General features: G+C 29.5%; 19 protein-coding genes. 17 read left to right on the top strand and 2 right to left on the bottom strand.

Annotated elements, in window-relative coordinates:
• Positions 1-8: 8 nt before the first annotated feature.
• From glgD to OW730_RS26120, 11 genes are all read left to right on the top strand, one after another.
• Positions 9-1,127, top strand: coding sequence for a glucose-1-phosphate adenylyltransferase subunit GlgD (gene glgD / locus OW730_RS26170; protein WP_271226999.1), 1,119 nt, complete (start codon positions 9-11; stop codon positions 1,125-1,127).
• A 27-nt stretch (positions 1,128-1,154) separates the two neighbouring features.
• Positions 1,155-2,591 carry a glycogen synthase GlgA gene (gene glgA / locus OW730_RS26165; protein ID WP_271229631.1) on the top strand — a complete coding sequence of 479 codons (1,437 nt, stop codon included), beginning with the start codon at positions 1,155-1,157 and terminating at the stop codon, positions 2,589-2,591.
• A 36-nt stretch (positions 2,592-2,627) separates the two neighbouring features.
• Complete coding sequence (locus OW730_RS26160) at positions 2,628-5,045, top strand: glycogen/starch/alpha-glucan phosphorylase (protein ID WP_271226998.1); 2,418 nt, start codon at positions 2,628-2,630, stop codon at positions 5,043-5,045.
• Positions 5,046-5,389: 344 nt separating this feature from the next.
• Positions 5,390-7,264, top strand: coding sequence for a type I pullulanase (gene pulA / locus OW730_RS26155; RefSeq protein ID WP_271226997.1), 1,875 nt, complete (start codon positions 5,390-5,392; stop codon positions 7,262-7,264).
• 482 nt (positions 7,265-7,746) lie between these two features.
• On the top strand, positions 7,747-8,286 hold the full coding sequence (locus OW730_RS26150; RefSeq protein ID WP_271226996.1) for a hypothetical protein: 540 nt from the start codon (positions 7,747-7,749) through the stop codon (positions 8,284-8,286).
• 11 nt (positions 8,287-8,297) lie between these two features.
• Positions 8,298-8,999, top strand: coding sequence for an SMI1/KNR4 family protein (locus tag OW730_RS26145; RefSeq protein ID WP_271226995.1), 702 nt, complete (start codon positions 8,298-8,300; stop codon positions 8,997-8,999).
• Between the two features lie 287 nt (positions 9,000-9,286).
• Complete coding sequence (locus OW730_RS26140; protein ID WP_271226994.1) at positions 9,287-9,769, top strand: immunity protein YezG family protein; 483 nt, start codon at positions 9,287-9,289, stop codon at positions 9,767-9,769.
• A gap of 425 nt (positions 9,770-10,194) precedes the next feature.
• A complete protein-coding gene (locus tag OW730_RS26135) occupies positions 10,195-10,956 on the top strand; it encodes a polymorphic toxin type 15 domain-containing protein (RefSeq protein ID WP_271226993.1) in 762 nt (253 codons plus the stop codon).
• 17 nt (positions 10,957-10,973) lie between these two features.
• Positions 10,974-11,525 (top strand): T6SS immunity protein Tdi1 domain-containing protein, encoded by a 552-nt coding sequence (locus OW730_RS26130; RefSeq protein WP_271226992.1) that lies wholly within the window; start codon positions 10,974-10,976, stop codon positions 11,523-11,525.
• A 46-nt stretch (positions 11,526-11,571) separates the two neighbouring features.
• Positions 11,572-11,814, top strand: a complete 243-nt coding sequence (locus tag OW730_RS26125; RefSeq protein ID WP_271226991.1) for a hypothetical protein — start codon at positions 11,572-11,574, stop codon at positions 11,812-11,814.
• Between the two features lie 158 nt (positions 11,815-11,972).
• Positions 11,973-12,167 carry a DUF1858 domain-containing protein gene (locus tag OW730_RS26120; RefSeq protein WP_271226990.1) on the top strand — a complete coding sequence of 65 codons (195 nt, stop codon included), beginning with the start codon at positions 11,973-11,975 and terminating at the stop codon, positions 12,165-12,167.
• A gap of 55 nt (positions 12,168-12,222) precedes the next feature.
• Here the strand turns inward: OW730_RS26120 and OW730_RS26115 are convergent, their stop codons facing one another.
• Positions 12,223-13,500: a helix-turn-helix transcriptional regulator gene (locus OW730_RS26115; protein WP_271226989.1), complete on the bottom strand. Its 1,278-nt coding sequence runs from the start codon at positions 13,498-13,500 to the stop codon at positions 12,223-12,225.
• A 144-nt stretch (positions 13,501-13,644) separates the two neighbouring features.
• On the opposite strand from OW730_RS26115, the gene OW730_RS26110 reads away from it, so the two are divergent.
• Entirely contained in the window at positions 13,645-14,478 is an 834-nt protein-coding gene (locus OW730_RS26110) for a GNAT family N-acetyltransferase (protein ID WP_271226988.1), read from the top strand.
• A gap of 99 nt (positions 14,479-14,577) precedes the next feature.
• Here the strand turns inward: OW730_RS26110 and OW730_RS26105 are convergent, their stop codons facing one another.
• A complete protein-coding gene (locus OW730_RS26105; protein WP_271226987.1) occupies positions 14,578-15,315 on the bottom strand; it encodes a hypothetical protein in 738 nt (245 codons plus the stop codon).
• A 253-nt stretch (positions 15,316-15,568) separates the two neighbouring features.
• Here OW730_RS26105 and OW730_RS26100 point away from each other — a divergent pair, with 253 nt between their 5' ends.
• The 5 genes from OW730_RS26100 to OW730_RS26080 all read left to right on the top strand — a co-directional run bounded on the left by OW730_RS26100 (position 15,569) and on the right by OW730_RS26080 (position 21,057).
• Positions 15,569-17,422 carry a WG repeat-containing protein gene (locus OW730_RS26100; protein WP_271226986.1) on the top strand — a complete coding sequence of 618 codons (1,854 nt, stop codon included), beginning with the start codon at positions 15,569-15,571 and terminating at the stop codon, positions 17,420-17,422.
• Between the two features lie 183 nt (positions 17,423-17,605).
• On the top strand, positions 17,606-18,145 hold the full coding sequence (gene rbr / locus OW730_RS26095; RefSeq protein WP_271226985.1) for a rubrerythrin: 540 nt from the start codon (positions 17,606-17,608) through the stop codon (positions 18,143-18,145).
• Positions 18,146-18,511: 366 nt separating this feature from the next.
• Complete coding sequence (locus OW730_RS26090) at positions 18,512-18,730, top strand: DUF3892 domain-containing protein (RefSeq protein WP_271226984.1); 219 nt, start codon at positions 18,512-18,514, stop codon at positions 18,728-18,730.
• A 135-nt stretch (positions 18,731-18,865) separates the two neighbouring features.
• Positions 18,866-19,681, top strand: coding sequence for a MerR family transcriptional regulator (locus OW730_RS26085; protein ID WP_271226983.1), 816 nt, complete (start codon positions 18,866-18,868; stop codon positions 19,679-19,681).
• A gap of 56 nt (positions 19,682-19,737) precedes the next feature.
• Positions 19,738-21,057 (top strand): MATE family efflux transporter, encoded by a 1,320-nt coding sequence (locus OW730_RS26080; RefSeq protein WP_271226982.1) that lies wholly within the window; start codon positions 19,738-19,740, stop codon positions 21,055-21,057.
• The last annotated feature ends 188 nt before the right edge of the window (positions 21,058-21,245 follow it).

The raw sequence follows: 21,245 nt of genomic DNA, 5'->3' as shown, positions 1-21,245 counted from the left end.
GAATTAATATGCAAGATATAATGGGGATCATTAATTTAAGTGAACAAGAAGATCAAATTAGAGAACTCACATATAATAGACCAATTGCTACAATCCCAATTGGAGGTAAGTATAGAGTTATTGATTTTACACTTTCAAATATGGTTAACTCAGGTATGATAAATGTGGCAGTTTTTACTCAAGGAAAATGTCGCTCATTAATGGAGCATTTAAGAGTGGGAAAAGAGTGGGATTTAGACAGAAAGAAAGATGGATTATTCATAATGAATCCTGTGATTAATCCATCAGATACATTAATTAGTAAGGGAGACATAAAAAATTTTAAAGATCATATTGAATATATTGAACGTAGTAGACAAAAATATGTTCTTTTATCAAAAAGTTATATGATATGCAATGTTAATTATGAAGAAGCATTTAAGTATCATAAAGAAAGCAATGCAGATATAACAATTCTATATAAAAATGTAGATGACAGTGATGATAGTTTCTTAAGATGTGATACTTTAAATTTAGATAATGATAGGAATGTAATTAGTATTGGCAGAAATGTAGGGAATAACGATAGTAAAAATATTTCTATGGAAATGTATATTATGAAGAAAAGCTTGCTTATTGAAATAATCCAAAGCAGCATTACAATTGGGGAAAATCTAAATTTAAAAGATGCTGTATTTGATAAAATAAATCGTTTAAATGTAAACGCTTATCCTTTTGAGGGGTATTTATCATGTGTAAATTCAATGGAGAATTATTATAAAACTAATATGGAGTTGCTGGATATTAATGTATCTCATGAAGTATTTAATAAAAATGGAGGAATTTATACAAAGATTAAGGATGAGGCACCAACAAAATATGCTGAGAACTCTCATGTTAAAAATTCTGTCATTGCAAATGGTTGTATTATTGAAGGTACTGTTGAAAATAGTATCATTTCAAGGGGAGTAAGGATTCGAAAAGGTGCGGTTGTTAAGGATAGTGTAATTATGGCAAAAGGAACTGTTGAAGAAGATACTGTTTTAAAGCATGCCATATTAGATAAATATGTTCATATAAGTAGGCATAAGGTATTATGCGGAGACTCAAAAAAACCAATAATATTAGGGAAAAATTTTAAATTATAGTTTTAGGTTAGGGGGTTAGTTAACTTGATTAAAGTATTATATGTTGCTTCTGAAGCAGTACCCTTTATAAAAACAGGGGGACTTGCCGATGTGGCATTTTCTTTGCCTAAAGAACTTAGAAAAACAGGAGTAGATATAAGGGTAGTAATTCCAAAGTACAGTGCTATCGCTGAAGAATTTAAGAAAGAAATGGTTTTATTAAAAAGTATTGAAGTACCAGTAGGTTGGAGAGAGCAATACTGTGGAATTGAATATATGGAATATGAAGGTGTGCCATATTATTTTATAGATAATGAATATTACTTTAAAAGAGATTCAGGCTATGGGGTATATGGATATTACGATGAAGCTGAAAGATTTTCATTCTTTAATAAATCTGTTTTAGAGATGATTAAACACATAGATTTCAAACCAGATATTATTCATTGTAATGATTGGCATACAGGGATGATTAGTCCGTTGTTAAAAGCACAGTATAGTGAAGATAAGGACTATAAGAATATAAAAACAATTTTTACTATCCATAATTTAAAATATCAAGGGATATTCTCCTCAGAAATCCTTGGTGACTTATTGAATTTAGGAAGTGAATATAACCATATTGAGAAGCTAGAATTTAATGGTGGAGTAAGTTTTATGAAGGGTGGAATCAACTATTCAGATATAGTTACCACTGTGAGTAAAAGTTATGCTGAAGAAATACAATGTGAATATTATGGTGAAAAGTTAGATGGGCTTTTAAGAAAAAGGGGTAAAGATTTATTTGGAATTGTAAATGGAATTGACTATGATATTTACAATCCTGAAAAAGATAGTTTTATTTATGAAAATTATAATATAGATTCATTTGATAAAAAAATAAAGAATAAATTAAAGTTACAAGAAGCTATGAATCTTCCTCAAAGAGAAGATGTCCCTCTAATTGGAATTGTTTCAAGGTTAGATAGTATGAAAGGGTTAGACTTAGTGGTTCATATTTTAGACGAACTGCTTGCTAAGGATGTGCAGATGGTTGTTTTAGGAACAGGTGACCAATACTTTGAATCCATATTTAGAAATTTTGCAAGTAGATATCCACATAAGTTATCATCAAATATATTATTTAATACCTCCCTTGCTCATAAGATTTATGCTAGTTGTGACATGTTTTTAATGCCTTCAAGATTTGAACCTTGCGGATTATCACAATTGATAGCCCTTAGATATGGTACTCTTCCTATAGTAAGAGAAACTGGTGGATTAAATGATACAGTTAAATCATTTAATGAATTCACTATGGAGGGAAATGGGTTCAGTTTTAAAAATTATAATGCTCACGATATGCTTTTCACAATTAATAGAGCACTTGAATATTATAAAGATAGAACTGTTTGGTATGAAATAGTTAAAAATGCTATGAATGGTGATTATAGCTGGAAGGTTTCAGCACAAACTTATGAAGAATTATATTTGAAGTTGATTTAGTTAGAAACAAGATGACTTATTGGGAAGGGGTGAATTATGAGAGTTAATAAGGACAAATTCAAAGAAGATTTCGTTAATAAGTTAGTATCAAAACGAGGGAAGAAAATTGACGAGGCAAACCTCTTAGATAAATATTATGCACTGGCTAGTTTAACAAGAGATTACATTGGAGAATACTGGGTAAAAACTAATAAAAAATATATACAAGATAATAAAAAACAAATTTATTATTTTTCTATGGAGTTTTTAATAGGAAAGTTATTAATAAGCAATCTTTTGAGTTTGGGTATAAAGGAAATTTGTGAAGAAGGTTTGAAAGAACTTGGATTAGATCTAAATCAGATTGCAGAGATAGAGAAAGAACCTGGTCTAGGTAATGGAGGGTTAGGAAGACTTGCAGCTTGTTTTTCAGATTCAATGGCTACTCTTGGAATACCTGGATATGGCATTGGAATCAGATATAAATATGGGCTTTTCCAACAAAAGATAATTGATGGATATCAAAAAGAATTTCCTGATCAATGGCTTAAATATGAAAATGCGTGGGAGATTAAGCGTCCTAGTGAATCTGTAGAAGTTAAATTTGGTGGAAATGTTAGAATAACGCAAGAAGATAATAGGTTAAAATTTATCCATGAAAAGTATGAATCTATACTAGCTGTTCCTTATGACGTACCTATTGTAGGATATAAAAATAATATAGTAAATACATTAAGACTATTGAGTGCTGAGGTAATAGATAAAGAATTTGATTATTATCATTTTAACAAAGGGGAGTACACAAAAGCCTTTGAAGATAAACTTAATACAGAGGCTATTTCCTATGTGTTGTATCCAGAGGATTCCTATGAAAAGGGAAGAATTTTACGATTGAAACAGGAGTATTTTTTAGTTTCATCTGGTGTTCAAAATATTATAAAAACATATAAAAAGTCAGGAAAGCCTCTAAAAGATTTTTATAAGCATGTTTCTATTCATATAAATGATACTCATCCAGCATTAGCTATACCAGAAGTTATGAGAATATTAATAGATGAAGAAGGATTTGGATGGGATGAAGCTTGGAAAATAACAAAACACACAATATCTTATACTAATCATACTATTATGGCTGAAGCCTTAGAAAAATGGAATGTAGATATGGTAAAAAATATCCTACCTAGAATATTTATGATTATTGAAGAGATAAACGAACGATTTTGTAGAGAATTATGGAACACAAAATATCATGGAGATTTTAATAAAATAAGTGAAATGGCAATAATCGCTGATAATCAAATAAAAATGGCTCATTTAGCTATAGTAGGGAGTCACAGTATAAATGGAGTAGCAAAACTTCATACTGAAATATTGAAGAGAAAAGAATTAAAAGAATTCTATAATATTTACCCTGAAAAATTTAATAATAAAACAAATGGAATAAGTCACAGGCGATGGCTTTTAAAATGCAATCCTAAGCTTGCTAGTTTAATAAGTGAATACATTGGTCCAAAGTGGATAGATTCACCTGAAGATCTTATAAATTTGATTGAGTTTAAAAGTAATCCATATTTTAAGCAAAGAATAAATGAAATAAAACAATATAACAAAAATAAATTTGCTGAAATGGTTAAAGAAAAATATTCTATAGATATTAATCCTAACTCAATATTTGATATTCAGGCAAAAAGAATTCATGAGTATAAAAGACAAGTGCTTAATGTACTTCATATAATGCATATATATAATAAGCTTATTGAAAATCCTAATCTAGATATTTATCCTAGAACTTTTATATTTGCAGGTAAGGCTGCACCTGGATATTATATTGCAAAAGAAACTATAAAGCTAATTAATTCACTTGGAGAGAAGATAAATAATGATAATAGAATAAAAGATAAGTTAAAGGTTGTATTTGTTGAGGATTATAATGTAACACTAGCAGAACTTTTAATACCAGCAGCAGACATAAGTGAGCAAATCTCAACAACAACAAAAGAAGCTTCAGGGACTGGTAATATGAAGTTTATGATGAATGGTGCAATTACTATAGCTACTCTTGATGGAGCTAATATTGAAATTGCCAATGAAGTAGGAGAGGAAAACATAATAATCTTCGGATTAAAAGCTAAGGAAGTTCTTGAACTGTATAATAATAAAACACATAAATCAATAGATTTATATAATGAAGATGGAAATCTAAAAAAAATTATGGATGAATTAATAAATGGATTTTTACCTGTAAGTAAAGAGGCTTTTAAAGGGATATATGATTCTTTACTTAAAGATAATGATAAATATTTAGTGTTAAAAGATTTTAATGATTATGTAAGGGCTCAAGAAAAAATAGATAAATTATATAGAAATAATTCAAAATGGTTAGAGATGAGTATTACTAATATAGCCTACTCAGGGAAGTTTTCTAGTGACAAAACTATAGTTGAATATGCTAAAGAAATATGGGGAACTTTATAAAAAACATAATGGAGAATTGAGAATGGAGAATTGAGAATGATGGACATTTCTCTTCGAGAAATTATAATTTTATTGTTCCATGGACAAATAAGTTAACTCGTTTCATCTAGATGAAACATTGTATTATAAATACAATATTTTATACTTGGATAAAATGAGTAAAATCTTATTGTCCTAAAGAACAATAAAATGTAGGTTCTGACCTAAGTCAGAACCATCCTTCATTATACATTATCAATTATACATTATACATTTATTCTAAAGCACGCATGCGTGTTAGTTTAGGGGGCATTGAAAGTAATACGAATTCTTTTGATACAATCTAATAATCTTGGAGGAGTATTATGGAATCCAATATTTATACTGGACAGGATTTAGGTGCAAAGTACAGTAAAAGCCATACAGTATTTAAAGTATGGTCCCCTAATGCGCAAAGTATAAGATTAGTTATTTACCATGAGCATGATAGTAATGGTAATGTACATGAGATGAGTAAGGGTGAGAAAGGAATTTGGGAACTTAAGCTTAAAGGAGATTATAAAAATAAATATTATAATTATAGAGTAACAATTGATGGTATAGAAAAGGAAACGCAAGATCCATATGCAAAGGGTGCTGGGGTTAATAGTGAAAAAGGGATGATAGTGGATTTTGATTCTATAAATCCAGTAGGGTGGAAGGAACATCAAAGACCTGAAGCCTTGAGGTTTTGCGAAATGATTATATATGAAATCCATGTAAGGGATTTTTCAATAGATATAAATTCAGGTATGAAGAATAAGGGGAAGTACCTAGCGTTTACTGAAGAGAATACTAAAGGAACAGATGGGATATTAACTGGAATAGAGCATCTTAAAGAACTTGGTATAACACATCTTCATTTAATGCCTGTTTTTGATTTCCAAAGTGTAGATGAAAGTAAAGGAAATCAGTACAATTGGGGATATGATCCCTGTTTATATTTTGTTCCTGAGGGGTCTTATTCCACAAATCCTTATAATGGAGAAGTAAGGATAAGAGAATTTAAAGAGATGGTAAAAGCATTACATGAAAATAATATTAGAGTTGTAATGGATGTAGTGTTTAATCACACTTATAAAACTGGAACAACTCCTTTTGATATTCTTGTACCTAAATATTATTATAGAACGTATGATGATGAGAGTTATTCTAATGGCTCTGGATGTGGCAATGAAATTGCATCAGAAAAGCCTATGGTAAGAAAACTTATAGTAGACTGTGTAAAGTTTTGGGCAAGTGAATATAAAATTGATGGTTTTAGATTTGATCTTATGGCACTTCATGATATAGAAACAATGAGGGAAGTTGAAAAAGAACTTAGAAAAATAAATCCCAATATCTTAATATATGGAGAACCTTGGACAGGAGGATGTTCAGCTTTAGATTATAACCTTCAATTTACCAAGGGAAAACAAAGAGGGATGAATATTGCAGTATTTAATGATGAAATACGAAACGCTATTAAGGGAGATAATAGTGGCTTTTTATTAGGATTTGTTAATGGAGCTTCAGGACTGGAAAATGAAATTAAAAAGGGAGTAGTGGGAAGCATTAATTATAATAATACTTTATGGGGATTTGCAAAAGACCCTATAGAATGTATAAATTATGTGAGCTGCCATGATAACTTAACCTTATTTGATAAATTAGAGAAAAGTAATGGTGATGCATCCTTGGAAGAAAGGGAAAAGATGAATAGGTTAGCACTATCTATTATACTAACATCACAAGGGATTCCATTTTTACATGGAGGCTCAGAATTTTTAAGAAGTAAAGAAGGAATTGATAACAGCTATAATTTAGGCGATCATATAAATAAGATAGATTGGAATAGAAAAAATAAATATTTAAAAACATTTAATTATATAAAGGAGCTAATTGCATTTAGAAAGAGTCAACATGTTATGACTATGGATAAAGCTGAGGATATAAAAAACTACTTGAATTTTATAGAAGCTCCTAAAAATACTGTGGCTTATATATTGAATTCCCCTTATGAAGGTGATTATGAGCATATATTTATTATTCATAATGGAAATAGATATGAAGTAACAATTAAGCTTCCATTAGAAGGACTGTGGAAAGTTATTGCAAATGAATTTGGAGCAAATAGACATGGTATTCAGAATGAAAGTGTATACATTTCAAATGAAATAAAGGTTGGAGCTTTGAGTACTTGTATATTGTGTAGAGAATAAATATTAAAGAGTAAGAGGGTAACCGTAGTGGTTGCTCTTTTTTTATTACTACAAAAAAGTAAAGACAGTAGTAAAAGAAGGATACTGGAAAGTAAAAGAAGCAGGTACGCAAAAAGCCAAAATAATTTATTAGCCCAAAGGCAAGGACTTTAGAGTAATTAAAGAGAATAAAGATAGATATGGAAAAGAGAGAGGTTTGATAAGAAAAAATTTCTCGGAGAGAAATAACCGACGTTATCCATTATACATTATCCATTATCAATTAAGCGAAGCGAGAAGCTGCACTTGACAAAGCCCGAAGTGGTTTTGATACAATAATAAGTAAAGTAAAGAAAACAGTAAATAAAGCCTCAGAGAATGGCAAACTGCTAAATCAAGCCTGGAAGGAATCAGGAAGTAAAAGTGTATATTTAGGAAGCGGATTTGGAGCAGGGCAACAAGTTTTAGATAAAACAGCAGAGACAGTAGATAAGTATAAGGCATTGAAGAAAGCAGCACAGGAAGCAGCGGAGAAGGAAGCAAAAGAGAAGGCAGCAAAGGAAACTGCTGATAAAATTGGAGGAGCTAGATATGGTGAAAGAAGAATTTCAGATGAACTATATAACGATCTTAGAAAGAAAACGCCTTCGAGAAAAATGCAAAAGGAGGTAAATAAGGATCTAACGAATATAAAAGGGACGCCAGATCCAGCACTTCCAGGTAAGAAGATTACAGGTACACTTCAAGCTGATCATATTGTATCAATGGATAAGATAACCAAAATGGAGGGGTTTGACAAATTAACAAAAGAACAACAAAAGCAAATTTTGAATAATCCAGATAATTTTATTGGTTTAAGCGAAGCTGCAAATAAATCTAAAGGAGCAAAATCTTATTCAGAATGGACAATTTATAAAAAAGAGAATATTGAAGTAGATCCTCAATTTAGAGAAAAAATGATTAAAAAGGAAAAAGAATTAGAAATACAGTTGCAAAAGCAAATAGATGATTTAGTTAAAGAAAATTTAAAGAAAAATGATTAAAGGAGATAATTATGTCTATGGAGGAAAAGCTAGAATTTTTAAGACAATATAATGATAAAATTGAACTTATAAATGTTGATGAAAATAATGAAGTTGATTTTAACTGTATACCAAGTGAATGGTATAGAGCTTTCTCAGAAAAAGATAGTGAAAAGAGAATAGATATAGTATTGGATTTATGGGAAAAGAATGTTAATACTGAATTAAGAAATACTATAGCTTATTTATCTGAGAATATTGATAATATCGAATTGATGAAGTGTGATGAAAGGTATTCTATTTTATATAGTATTAGGACATCAGAAGGTGATATAGAATATTTTGAGGGAAGAAATCCACATGACAAGATTAACAATTCGGAACTTGAAAAAGTATGGGGTAAATTCCCAACTTCTATTCGAAATTTCTATGAAAATGTTCATAATGGATTTTATTTTTTTGCAAGTCAGGCAATGGGGTTAGTACCTCTTGAATCTGTAACATATTTTGATGAGGATGAATGGGGGATCATTGAAGAGTTAAAAGAACCTTTACAAATCGATTTAAAAACAACATTTGGTTTTTTCAAAAGTGGTATGGGTGGATATGTGGCTATAGATTATAAAAATTGTATTAATGATAATGCTACTTTATGGTTCTCAAATAATCAACCTAAATATAACATTAACTTTTGGGACATAGTAGATGAATGGATTGTTATTGGTTTTGAATAAATTTAGTTACAATGATGCTTTCATGATTAATACCAACGAGTAATTTTAGGTAATATATTAAATATTTAATTTAATGGTAAGTAAATATAAAACAGGAGTTGAAGACTAAGAAGTAGTCAACTCCTGTTTTCTTAAAATAAAAATTTAAAGCATAGATTATATAAATTTAAGATTAATCCTATATACAGTAGTGGATAAAAATGGCTTACGTCTTTTAAAGTAAAATATAAAATAAATAACGGAAAATGGGCAATTGAAACATTTAATAATTAAATTGGAGAAAATATATGATTAATGAAAAGAAATTAACTAAGTATTATAATCAAATAGCTGAAAAATTAGAACAAATAATACCTATAGAATGGGATAAAGTAGTAATGTATTCAGAAGAAACAGGGAATACAAGTTCTGTAAGTTTCTATTTTTATTCTGAAGATTGTACTGAGGTATGTCATAGTGGTAATATTCCAGATAAGTATAATGTTAATGAAGATTTTTTTGATTCTTCAATAGATGAATTAATCGATATAAATAAGAAATTGTGGAGCGAGTTTCTTATTTCAGGACAATCAACATGGTGTTCATTAACCTTTTATTTGGATAGTAACTGGAAATTCAAAGTTAAGTATGGGTATGAAAGAAATTCCGAAATTAGTAGACTAGAAAGAGAAATAAGATGGGCATATGATGAATTAGGAATAATACCAGATGATGAGTACGAAAAAGAATTATTGCTAGAATATCTAAATGAACAAGGAAAAACTTTATAAAGTATGAAGGCATGTTATTAAATAGATACGTGCCCGAAAACATCCTGAATTTAAAATAAATTCATTTAACTAATAAAATGATTGATAGTATTAAATCAATTAGTATTAATACAAGTAAAAGAAGAAAAGCAAACTATTTGTTTAACGATTAAAGGTTTACAAGCGAAAGCTTCTTAGAGAGAGTAAATAGTGAAAGTAATAACATAAGTAGTATATAAGGCAAAAGCAAAGAAAAAGTAATTAGCCGAGAGGCAAGGACTTTAGAGTGATTAAAGAGAATAAAGATAGATATGGAAAAGAGAGAGGTTTGATAAGAAAAAATTTCTCGGAGAGAAATAACCGACGTTATCCATTATACATTATCCATTATCAATTAAGCGAAGCGAGAAGCTGCACTTGACAAAGCCCGAAGTGGTTTTGATACAATGATAAGTAAAGTAAAGAAAACAGTAAATAAAGCCTCAGAGAATGGCAAACTGCTAAATCAAGCCTGGAAGGAATCCGGAAGCAAAAGTGTATATTTAGGAAGCGGATTTGGAGCAGGGCAACAAGTTTTAGATAAAACAGCAGAGACAGTAGATAAGTATAAGGCATTGAAGAAAGCAGCGGAGAAGGAAGCAAAAGAGAAGGCAGCAAAGGAAGCGGCAGAGAAGGCGGCAAAAGAGAAAGCTGCTAAGGAAGCGGCTGAAAAGGCGTTAAAAACTGATGAAATACAAGTAGCCTTCAAAAAAAATCCTAAACATGATACAGTTGAATTTAAGAGACAATTAAAGGATCAAGAGAATGGTCTAAATTCTTTAACTGTAGATGAGTATCTTGCAAATAGAGACAGATATTTGAAAGAAGGAAGAGCTTTAGAAGGTAATGCGGCTCAACAAGCAGCAAGAGAAAAAGCTTATATTGATAAAGTTGATGAACTAAGAGAAAGTGGAATATCAAGAAAAGAAGCAGAAAAACAAGCATCACAATGGATGAAAGAACAGGCTGCACTTCATAATCCAGATCAAATTGCAGGAGGAAATCCACTTAATATCGGTGGAATGGGGGATAAACGTATTAACTCATCTCTTGGTTCACAGTGGAAATATAGGATAGATGCAATGGATGAACAAATTAGAAAGATGGCAGAAAAGATGACAGGGGCAGAAAAAAAGGCAACATACTTAAATGTTAAATTAACCGACTAAATACAGGAGTGATATGTATGTTAAATAATATCTTTAATGACTTTATATTAGAAGAAAAAGTTCCAGAGTCAATTATTAATAAGTATGATAGGGTAATACCTGATAAATTATTAGAAATATGGAAAACATATGGTTTTGGAAGTATATTAAATGGATATCTAAAAATTGTTAATCCTGATGATTTTGATGAAACATTAAAAGCGGTTTATGTAAGAAGTAAGGATGCTATTACATTATTCACAACTTCAATGGGAGATATTCTTGTTTGGGAAGATAATAAATATTTGATTTTGCTTAATTTTAGGAAAGGTAAAATTAAAGCAGTATCTTCAGGGTTTAGATTTTTCTTCTCAGATTTAGAAGAAGATAAAGAGTTTTATGAAGAAGTTTTAGATTGGTTACCTTATCCTGAAGCAATTGAGATGAATGGGAAACCAGCTTATGATGAATGTTTTGGGTATACGCCACTTCTGGGATTAGGTGGGTTAGAGAAAGTAGAAAATCTGAAGAAAATGAAATTAAAAGAGCATATTGGTATGATAACTCAATTTATGGGACAAATTGAATAAAGGATTAATAAGAAAATACTTTTAAATTATAAAAAGGTGATAATAAATGGAGTATGGAAGTAATAATAAGTTATTAATTGAGATTTTACAATTTGTAAATAAAAATAAACTATTTTCAGCTCAGTTAAACTCAATTAATGATATAAAGATTATTCATGATTTTGATAAAGCAGTATCACTTGCTTTAGATGATGAAAATTGGAATGATATCAGAGAAGAAGAAATGAGCAAAGTATGGGAAGTACTTTACAAAATGAGCAATTACCAAGAAATATTTTTTCCTTTATAAGATAGTTAGGAAAAATTAATAAATGTTTACTTTAATAAATTTATAGTTTCTTAAAAATAGTAACCAATGTTACAGCATCTTTTTAATATTCAATTTATAATATAGATAAATCAAGGAATATAAATGAATTAAATATATATGTGAGGAGAGGTTGTAATATGAAAATTACTAAGGATATGACTATAGGAGAAGTTATTAAACAGTTCCCTAAAGCAGTAGAGGTACTTATGGGATTTGGTATGGGATGTGTTGGTTGTCCATCAGCTCAAGCTGAAACTATTGGAGAAGCTGCACAAGTTCATGGTATAAATATTGAAGAGTTAATTAAGGCATTAAATGAAGGTATAGAATAAAAATAATATTAAATAATTTAAGTATAAATATAGGGGCTACCATATTGGTAGTCCCTTAAACTGTCTTTGCAGTATATTCTATGGAAAGGTTATAATAATCCCTTGCTTCTTTTGGGTTAATTTCTATCAGTGTATCAGCTAATAGTTTTGAATAATAGGATACTTCCCAATTTAAACTTATAGATATATAATTTTTAATTGCTGTTTCTAGATATTTTTTTCCTTTTTCAATATTCCCTTTTTGTATATATAAGTCACCTAAGTGTCCCTGAAGTAAATAAAGGGGCATTTTATTTTCTGCATTTTCAAGAGTTGCAAGGTGATCAAGTGCAAAGGTTTCACATTCATTAAGTTCACCAGCAGTAAGTAAAACTGATGCTTTATAAGCAATATTTATGTTATATCCAAATTCATAATTTATGTTTTTGGCTATATTCATGCTTTTTGATAATAAATCAAGTCCGGAATCTATCTTACCTTCTTTGGCAACTACAAGACCTAAAAGGCTAAACAGTTCAATATTAGCAACACTGCAATTTAGTGATTTGTTCATAGAAATTCCCTTAGAGACAAACTCTTTAGAAGTGTTATACATTCCTAATTTATAAGCACAATATCCTACTCTAATATAGCAATCTAAAAGTGTATCAGCAAGATAATTCTTTTGACAGTAAGAGATATTTTTAGTGAAATACTCCATGGCGATTTTTACTCGTCCGATATTTGAATTAGCAGTACCTATATTAAGAAGTAGTTTTGCTTTGGTTGAAGGCATGTTCAGTTTTTTAGATTCTATTGAATTAAGAGCACTAGTGTAAACATGAATTGCTTCTTTATAATCAGTTAAGTTGAAATAACAATGTCCTATGTAGCAATAACAGTAAATAAGATCCTCATATAATGAGATTTCTTTAATATGTTTTAAGGCTTTTTTTAGTATACCGATGCTCTCAAGATAATTATTCAAATAGAAAAAACATTTACCTATATACAATAGTGAAGTACAATAAATAGAATTTCTTGTATCATCATGTAAGTTTACAATATCATAAAATACTTTCATTGCTTGATTGTATTCTTTTTGAAGATAGAAGTTTTCGCCAGTGATAAACTTTTTCTGAAGTTCTTTTGAACCAATATTGTCTTCCTCTAGAAAATATGAAATAGGCTTTTTCAACCTATCTGATATTACTGAAAGAACCTTCATGGAAGGATTAACATGTCCTTTTTCAATTCGGCTGATGTAGCCTTTTGTAAAGTCTGTACCACCTAATTGCTGCTGAGATAATCCTAGTGATTTACGAGCAGCTTTTATTTTTTCTCCAATATTCATAATTATCAACTCCTGAGTATATTATAACAGATATTTACAAAAGGTAAAGTTTAATTATAGTAAACTTTGCATTGACAAAAGTTTCTTGTTATAATACAATATGGATATAAATAGAAAAAAAGATATTAATAGGGGGTTAAGGGGATGAATCACAAAAGGGTGTTAGAAAGTGCAGTAGAGATGGAATACAAATCCTTATTTCACTCAAAGGAGCATGAAGAAGAGTTTTTTAACAATCCTGATTCAATAATTATTGAATCAGAAGATAACAATGTAATATTATTTATAGAAAGAGACGAAGGAATAAATAGTTTATATTGGGCGGGAGAAACTGTAGAAGATGTAGCGGAGAGTTTAAGAGAATTGAATAAAAAGTTTCCTAAAGGAACAATTATAAAGATAAGTTGCTGTGAAGATAAAGATTCTAAGGGATTATTAGAAAAAATAGCAAATGAGTTTATAAATGTAGGATGTAAAAGTGAAGTTCATTTTGTTGGATTTAAAGCAAGTACTTTAGATGGAGTAGAAACAGAGTTTAATGAGGTGGTAAAAGCAAAAACTCATGAGCTTAATCATATTTATGGTATTATAGATAGGTCTCTTGGAGGAGATAAATTTAAAATGAATGAACATGAAATGAAAGAGTATATGAATAATAGTGAAAATAATGTATTCACTATAAAAGAAAATGGCAATATTGCAGGTATTGTATTTACAAATGTTTATGGTAATAAGAGTAAAAATACAAAGAGTCTGTTTATAAGAGGTCTTGCTGTTGATGAAAAATACAGGGGAAAGGGTTATTCCAAAAAGCTTATGAAAAAAGCCTTTAATTGGGGGATAGAAAATGGGGCAATAAATTCCATGTTATGGGTAGAAAAATATAATAATATTGCAATAAATCTTTATGAGAAGTTTGGGTATAAGCCTTATGGGGATGAAGAAATGATTCTTAAATATACTATAGAGAATCCATAGTTAAACTTTATTTATTCATGCTTAAAACGCAGCGTTTCTATGAGTTTTGAGTATGTATAAATTTAGTTTTAACTTGGAATCTCTATATCTAAGATGTAATTAAGAATCACTCTTTATTCCGCTTAAAGTTAGTAATAATTGAGAGGGTAAATAAAAAATCCATATTAATAATCCAATTATAAACTGAAAATTCTCCCAAATACTTGGTATCAAATCCATGCTAATTAGTTGATAAAGTGCCACATTTATATCACACAGTAAGAATAAAACCATTCCACATGAAATAAATAGAGAGCTCTTTTTAGTGTAACTACTATACTTTAGGGTTCGTATACTGCAATAAACACTAAAAGTTAATAATAACGCATATACAAATGAACTAATTGCAAGTAGAACTAGATAATTTGTAAGATATAGTATTAAGGGTGTAAATATTAAAAATAAAGTAAATGAAGGTAAGAAAATAAATGGATTTAATTTCTTAATAGTCACATGCTTTTCCATTAATGAATGTCTTTCAATATATATTAATTGAACAACACAGAAAAGCAATACTCCTAATATATGATTATTACTTATTAAAAGAAAATAATCAGCGACTAAAGTGAAGAATCTAGCTAACTTAAGTTTAAGTACATCTTTGGGAGTATATCCAAGGGGACCAATAAACAATGAAATAATAAAACATAATATTATACTTGAAAATTTCAGATATATAGAATAACTATTAGTTGTATATTGACTTGAAATATCTATAAATAAAAACAATGCATATATGAACATTATTATTATTGAGATAAATCTAATGATAATAATGTTCTTATTTTTGTCGTTCATATATTGTCTCCTATATAGCTTACATTTTAAGAGTGATTTATTAAAAAAATTCAAAAGCAATATTATATTATTGGATTGTATTTATACATGTATTCATTTTTAAGAGAATTATATTTGAGGTAATAATTAGATAAGTAAACATATTTAGAAAGATTTATATCCCATAAATGGTTTTGCAAATGTTGTTACCTGTCCTTTTTAATTATGCTACAATGTAATTATGTGACAATTAAAGAAAAAACAAGGAGTATATATGAAGAAAATTACAAAAATTTTAATACTAGGCTTAGCCGCATTTGCATGTACTTTTTTTTATGGTTGTAATACAAGATTTGATCAGTTGGTGCTTCAGGAGAAAGAATCCCTACCGAAGGAGAAGAAATCAGAATTAGAAGAGAAGGAATCAGCAGCTCAAGAGGAAGAAGTTGTGAAGCAGAAGGACGATGAACAGAAGGAGAAAGGGGAAACTAAAAAGGAAAAGGAATCGCCACAAAAAAATGAGTCTAAGATTACATCTTCAAATTATAAAGAAAAAGTCATAAATAAAATTATTTCGTACATAGATGAAAAAAACAGTAGCAGCGGATATGGAATATATCCTTTTTCAACAGTGGTAGATTCCCAGCTAAAGTGGGGATTCAGAGATAAGAATAGGAATGTGATTGTGGAACCACTGTATGATAGGGTATATGCAGATTGGCAAAGTGGAGTTTTTGGAGTTCAGGTGGATGGAAAGTATCATTTTTTAAATATGCAAACAAAAGCACCAGAAGAAAATTCATATGATCAGCTTGTCTATAGAAGTAAGAACATTGAGAGTATAGTGAATGAAGAAGAGAAAAGAATATATGTAAATCCTAAGGGTGAGATTTTAGGTGATGAAAAAAATGCATCATTTGAAGGGGAATATCTATTTTGTGTTCAAAAGGAAGAAAATAAACATATGTATCTTCTGAATGGAGAATATTTAGGATGGACATCTGAAAATTTTTGGAATGTGGACAGAGATGTTGAGATTGCATTATTTGAGAGAGACGGAGCGGAGTGCAGTGAGGATAGATATATAAAATTCAAGGACGATAGCGAGATGTTTAATGTAAATGTAAGCAGGGATACGAATTATTGGAAATATATTGGGGAGGGAATTGTAAAGTACATGGAAAATATCTGTCAGTTTGATGATAAACTAAAGTTGTTTACTATTAAAAACCTTAAAACAGGTCAAAAGACCGAAGAGATATTCCATCAAGTTATAAGGATAGATAAAGAAAGAATATTGGGGGTAACTCCAGTTGGAATTAAAATACTTGATAATGATTTAAATGTAATTATAGAAAAAGATATGAGTTACTACGAGAAATACTTTATAGATGGAGATTTAATAATCGGAGAGAATGAAGACGGCAATAAATACAATGTATTTTTAAATAAAGATTGTGATATTCTGTGGGAAGAAAACATAACTCAAATGAGCAAAATAGAACTTAAATGTAATGGATACTCCCAGCACTCCCAGCCAAAATACAAGAAGTATAGTATGATTCATTCACTACAGAGGGTTATAAAAGAAGTTTTTTTTGAAGAGGAATATAGAGAAGTAGATAGATATATAAAAGAAAATATTATTGATAAAGTGCATGAAAATACAGAATCTCTCCTTGATTCAAAAGAGGAAGGATGTATGAGAATGCATGCTTTCAGTCAAGTATTAACCAAGGAGTTCGGTGAGTTGGTGATTATTCAATACAGAAGCGGGGGTCACCTTTATGGCGGAGGCAACTTCGGCGGTGGAAAAAGTGAAACAATTTACATAACAAAAGATGGAGAAGAGCTGGACAAGAATCAACTTCTCGTAGATGGATGGGAAGAAAAAGCTGAAGAAATAATAAAGAGATGGTGGGATGAAAACCAGTTGGAATATAGAGAGATAAACTTTGATAATATAGATTTTGAGATAGGTGAAGATGGTATAAGAATGGTGAAGAAATCCTACTACAGAGGAATAGCAGATTGGATGATAGATATACTTCTCTTAAAGGAAGATATGGAGAAGTTAATAGATACAGAAAGTAGGATATACAAGCTAGCATATCCTGCTAAAGGTTAGGAAATTTGAAAAGGAAAGATAGAAATTAAGTAAGAGTTATTAAAGTGAGTAACTTCAGTGAGAATTTTATCCATTAATTGGTTTAAAAAAAGCGGAATGTGGTATAATACTCAATAGTTAGAATTTATTGAATAAGTTGAGTTTTCAACTAAGAAATCTATTAATAGTTTAGGAGTGAAGATAATGAAAAAGAATTTAAAAGGAAGTCAAACAGAAAAAAATCTTATGGAAGCTTTTGCAGGAGAGTCTCAAGCTAGAAATAAGTATACTTATTATGCAAGTAAAGCTAAAAAAGAAGGATATGTTCAAATAGCAAAAATATTTGAAGAAACTGCTATGAATGAAAAAGAACACGCAAAAATTTGGTTTAAGTTATTAGATGGTATTGGTACTACTGAGGATAACCTTAAAGCAGCAGCTTCAGGGGAACATGCAGAATGGACTGATATGTATAAAGAATTCGCAGAGACTGCAAAAAGCGAAGGATTTGAGGACATTGCTAAACTATTCGAGGGAGTAGGGGCAATAGAAAAGCACCACGAAGAAAGATATCAAGAATTACTTAAAAATGTACAAGAAGGAAAAGTTTTTGCACGTGAAGAAAGCAAAACTTGGATTTGTGAAAATTGTGGACACCTACATACAGGTAATGAAGCTCCAGAGGTTTGTCCTGTGTGCGCGCATCCAAGAGCTTATTTTAAAATTTCTTGTAAAGACTACTAGAATATAAAAGCGAATTGAAAATTGAAAATTGAAAATGGAGAACGAAGGAGATTTCTCTCCGAGAAATTTTAATATTATTGCTCCTTGAACAATAAGGGTTTACTCGTTTCATAAATGATGAAACATTGTAATTTAACTACAATAATTTATCTTTGGATAAAATGAGTAAACATAACCTTAGCTAAAGAACAATAAAATATAGTTTCTGCGCATGCAGAAACATCCATCGTTGTCCGTTTTCCACTGTCAATTGTGTAGTTTGTTTTTTAAATCGCGGCTTGCCGTGATTTTTTACGTATAAATATAAGTAATTTGCTTAAACTAAATAAGACGAAACATATATTTATATGAAAGGTGTTGAAACAAATGAAAATAACTAATGTAAGAAAGAATTCTGACGGAGATATTACTGCAGTTAAATTAGATAATAATCAAGAAGTAAATATTAAAGATGCAATAGAAATGACAAATGAAGGTAAAATTGAAGGAGTTAATGTTTCTTATGCTAAGAATGGAAGAGCATATTTAAGAAGCAATCCTAATAGTAATCAACAAGATAATTTAGATCAAATGCCTACTTTTTAATAATATAATATTGTTTTATATCAAAAGACACTTTTAAATGAGTGTCTTTTGTTTCTTAAGTTATTTGTTAATACTACACATAAGGTATAATAAATACAGGGAAAAGCTACTATAAAGTTATTTTTGGAGGAGCTCATGAAAAAATACTTTTCAATAGGGGAAACAGCTAAGATTAATAATGTATCTATTCAAGCTTTAAGACTTTATGATAAGATGGGTCTTTTAAAGCCAGCTTATGTTGATCAAGAGACAAATTATAGATATTACACTATAGAGCAATTTATGTATATAGATTTAATAAGGTATTCAAAATATATAGGGGCACCATTAAAGGAGCTTAGCCATGTATTCAATAGTAAAGATATAAGAAAGTTAATGGCATTTATGAAGAATCAACAGAAGATAGTAGAAAAAGAAATAACTAGATTAAAGAATGTAAGTAGAGCCATAGGTCATTTAGAAGACAAAATAAAATATGGTATAGAGTCTAAGAAAACTAATGAAGTATTTTTAAAAGAAATAGAAAAGAGATTTATTATAGATATTAAATTGGATATAAAAGATAAAGAAAGTGATATTGAAATAAAGATTAGAAAAAAGGATAAACTTGTTGAAGAAAATGAACTTATATTTGAAGGTGAAACGGGATATTTTATTAATTCCCATCTATTCTTAAATAAAGGGAAATTTGAATATGAAAGTGTTTATTCAACACTTTTGGGTGAGGGTATTGAAAATAAGAATTTAGATATTAGAGATATACCAAAGGGAAAATTTCTATGTATTACATATTTAAATGATGAAAGAGAAAAAGCTGTTCATAAGTTAAGAGAGTATATAAAAGAAAACAACATTGAAACTTTAGATATTGTGGTGGAAAGTCAATTGTTAAATACTCTTAATCCTTGGGAAAATAATGATTTGTTATATGAATTACAAATTTTAATTTAATCTATTGACTCTATACAAGGTATAGACTTTATAATCTCTTTTAGGAGGGATGATATATGAAGTCACTATGGAAAGAGTTTATGAGATATGCTGTTCCATCAGTAATTGGTATGATGGTTTCAGCGCTTTATATAGTTGTTGATGGAATATTTGTAGGTAGAGGAGTAGGGGCAGGAGCATTGGCATCAGTAAATGTAGCTCTTCCTGTTATAACATTAATGATGGCCATAACCATGATGATGACCATGGGTGGTGCTGCAGTAATGTCAATAAAGTTCGGAGAAAATAAGCATGAAGAAGGAAATAATATATTTTTACAGAGCTTGGTATTAATTGTAGCTGTAACTGGAGTAGTATCCTTGATTGGTATAATTTTTCCAGTTCAATTAGCTAGAATATTAGGGGCTAGTGATGAATTAGTAAAAGGTACAGCAGAATACCTTAGATATTATTTGATTTTTGGGCTTGGATTTTCAGGAAGTTTAGCATTGAGTACTTTTGTTAGAAATGATGGTAATCCTAATTTGGCAATGGTAGCCTTGATTGTAGGGGCAGTTACAAATATTACTTTAGATTACACATTCATATTTATATTTAAGTTTGGAATCGCAGGTGCCGCTGTAGCATCAGGATTAGGACAATTATCAAGTGTAATCATTCTTTTAACTCATTTTTTTAAGAAAAAAGGACAACTTGAATTATATATACCTAAGTTGAAAAAAGATGAAACGAAAAGGATTATTAAGGCTGGAACTCCAGAGTTTATTGTTCAGGTTTCTAATGCTGTTACTATACTTGCATTCAACTTAGTTATAATAAAAAGAATTGGAGAGGTAGGGGTAGCAGGTTTTAGCATTATAGGATATATAACTACTGTGCTTTTAGCATTATTCATAGGGGTTTCCCAAGGGATTCAACCATTAATAAGTTATAATAGTGGAAAAGGTGATTATGATAAGGTAGATACAGTATTTAAGATGGGATTAAAGACCAATTTTATTGCTTCATTGGTTATATATGTAATAATATTGGTTTTTGGAAAAAGTATAATAAGTATATTCAATGATGATCAGAGTCTAATAAAACTAACTTATGATGCTATAGTAATTTATGGATTTTCATTTGTTATTGCATCAATAAATATAGTTAATGTAACCTATCATCAAGCTACAGAAAACTCTAAAATCGCAAACTTAATATCTATAAGCAGAGGAATGGTATTTACTATAGTTGCATTGGTAGTTCTTCCTTTGATAATAGGGGATATAGGGATCTGGATTTCTATTATTCTAGGAGAGGTATGTACTTTATTTTTAATAATGTATTTGATATATATTAAGAAAACGGAGAAAAAACAATCGATTATAAGGTTATAAGGTAGCTAAAAGTAACTAAAAATATTGTATATAAGTTAAGCCGCTTATTTATAGGTATATAAATAGGTGGCTTTATTATATTTAGATTTATTGAGTTGTATGTAAAATTCTACAAAATATTATACTAATCGACAATAAAAACATTGTATTGTATAATTAAATAATAAGGTTTTTATATGAGGAGGGAG

Source organism: Oceanirhabdus sp. W0125-5, assembly GCF_027938815.1.
In the GTDB taxonomy this organism is placed as follows: domain Bacteria; phylum Bacillota; class Clostridia; order Clostridiales; family Clostridiaceae; genus Oceanirhabdus.
The sequence above is the reverse complement of the archived record's forward strand: the minus strand, read 5'-3'. Positions and strand labels throughout refer to the sequence as shown.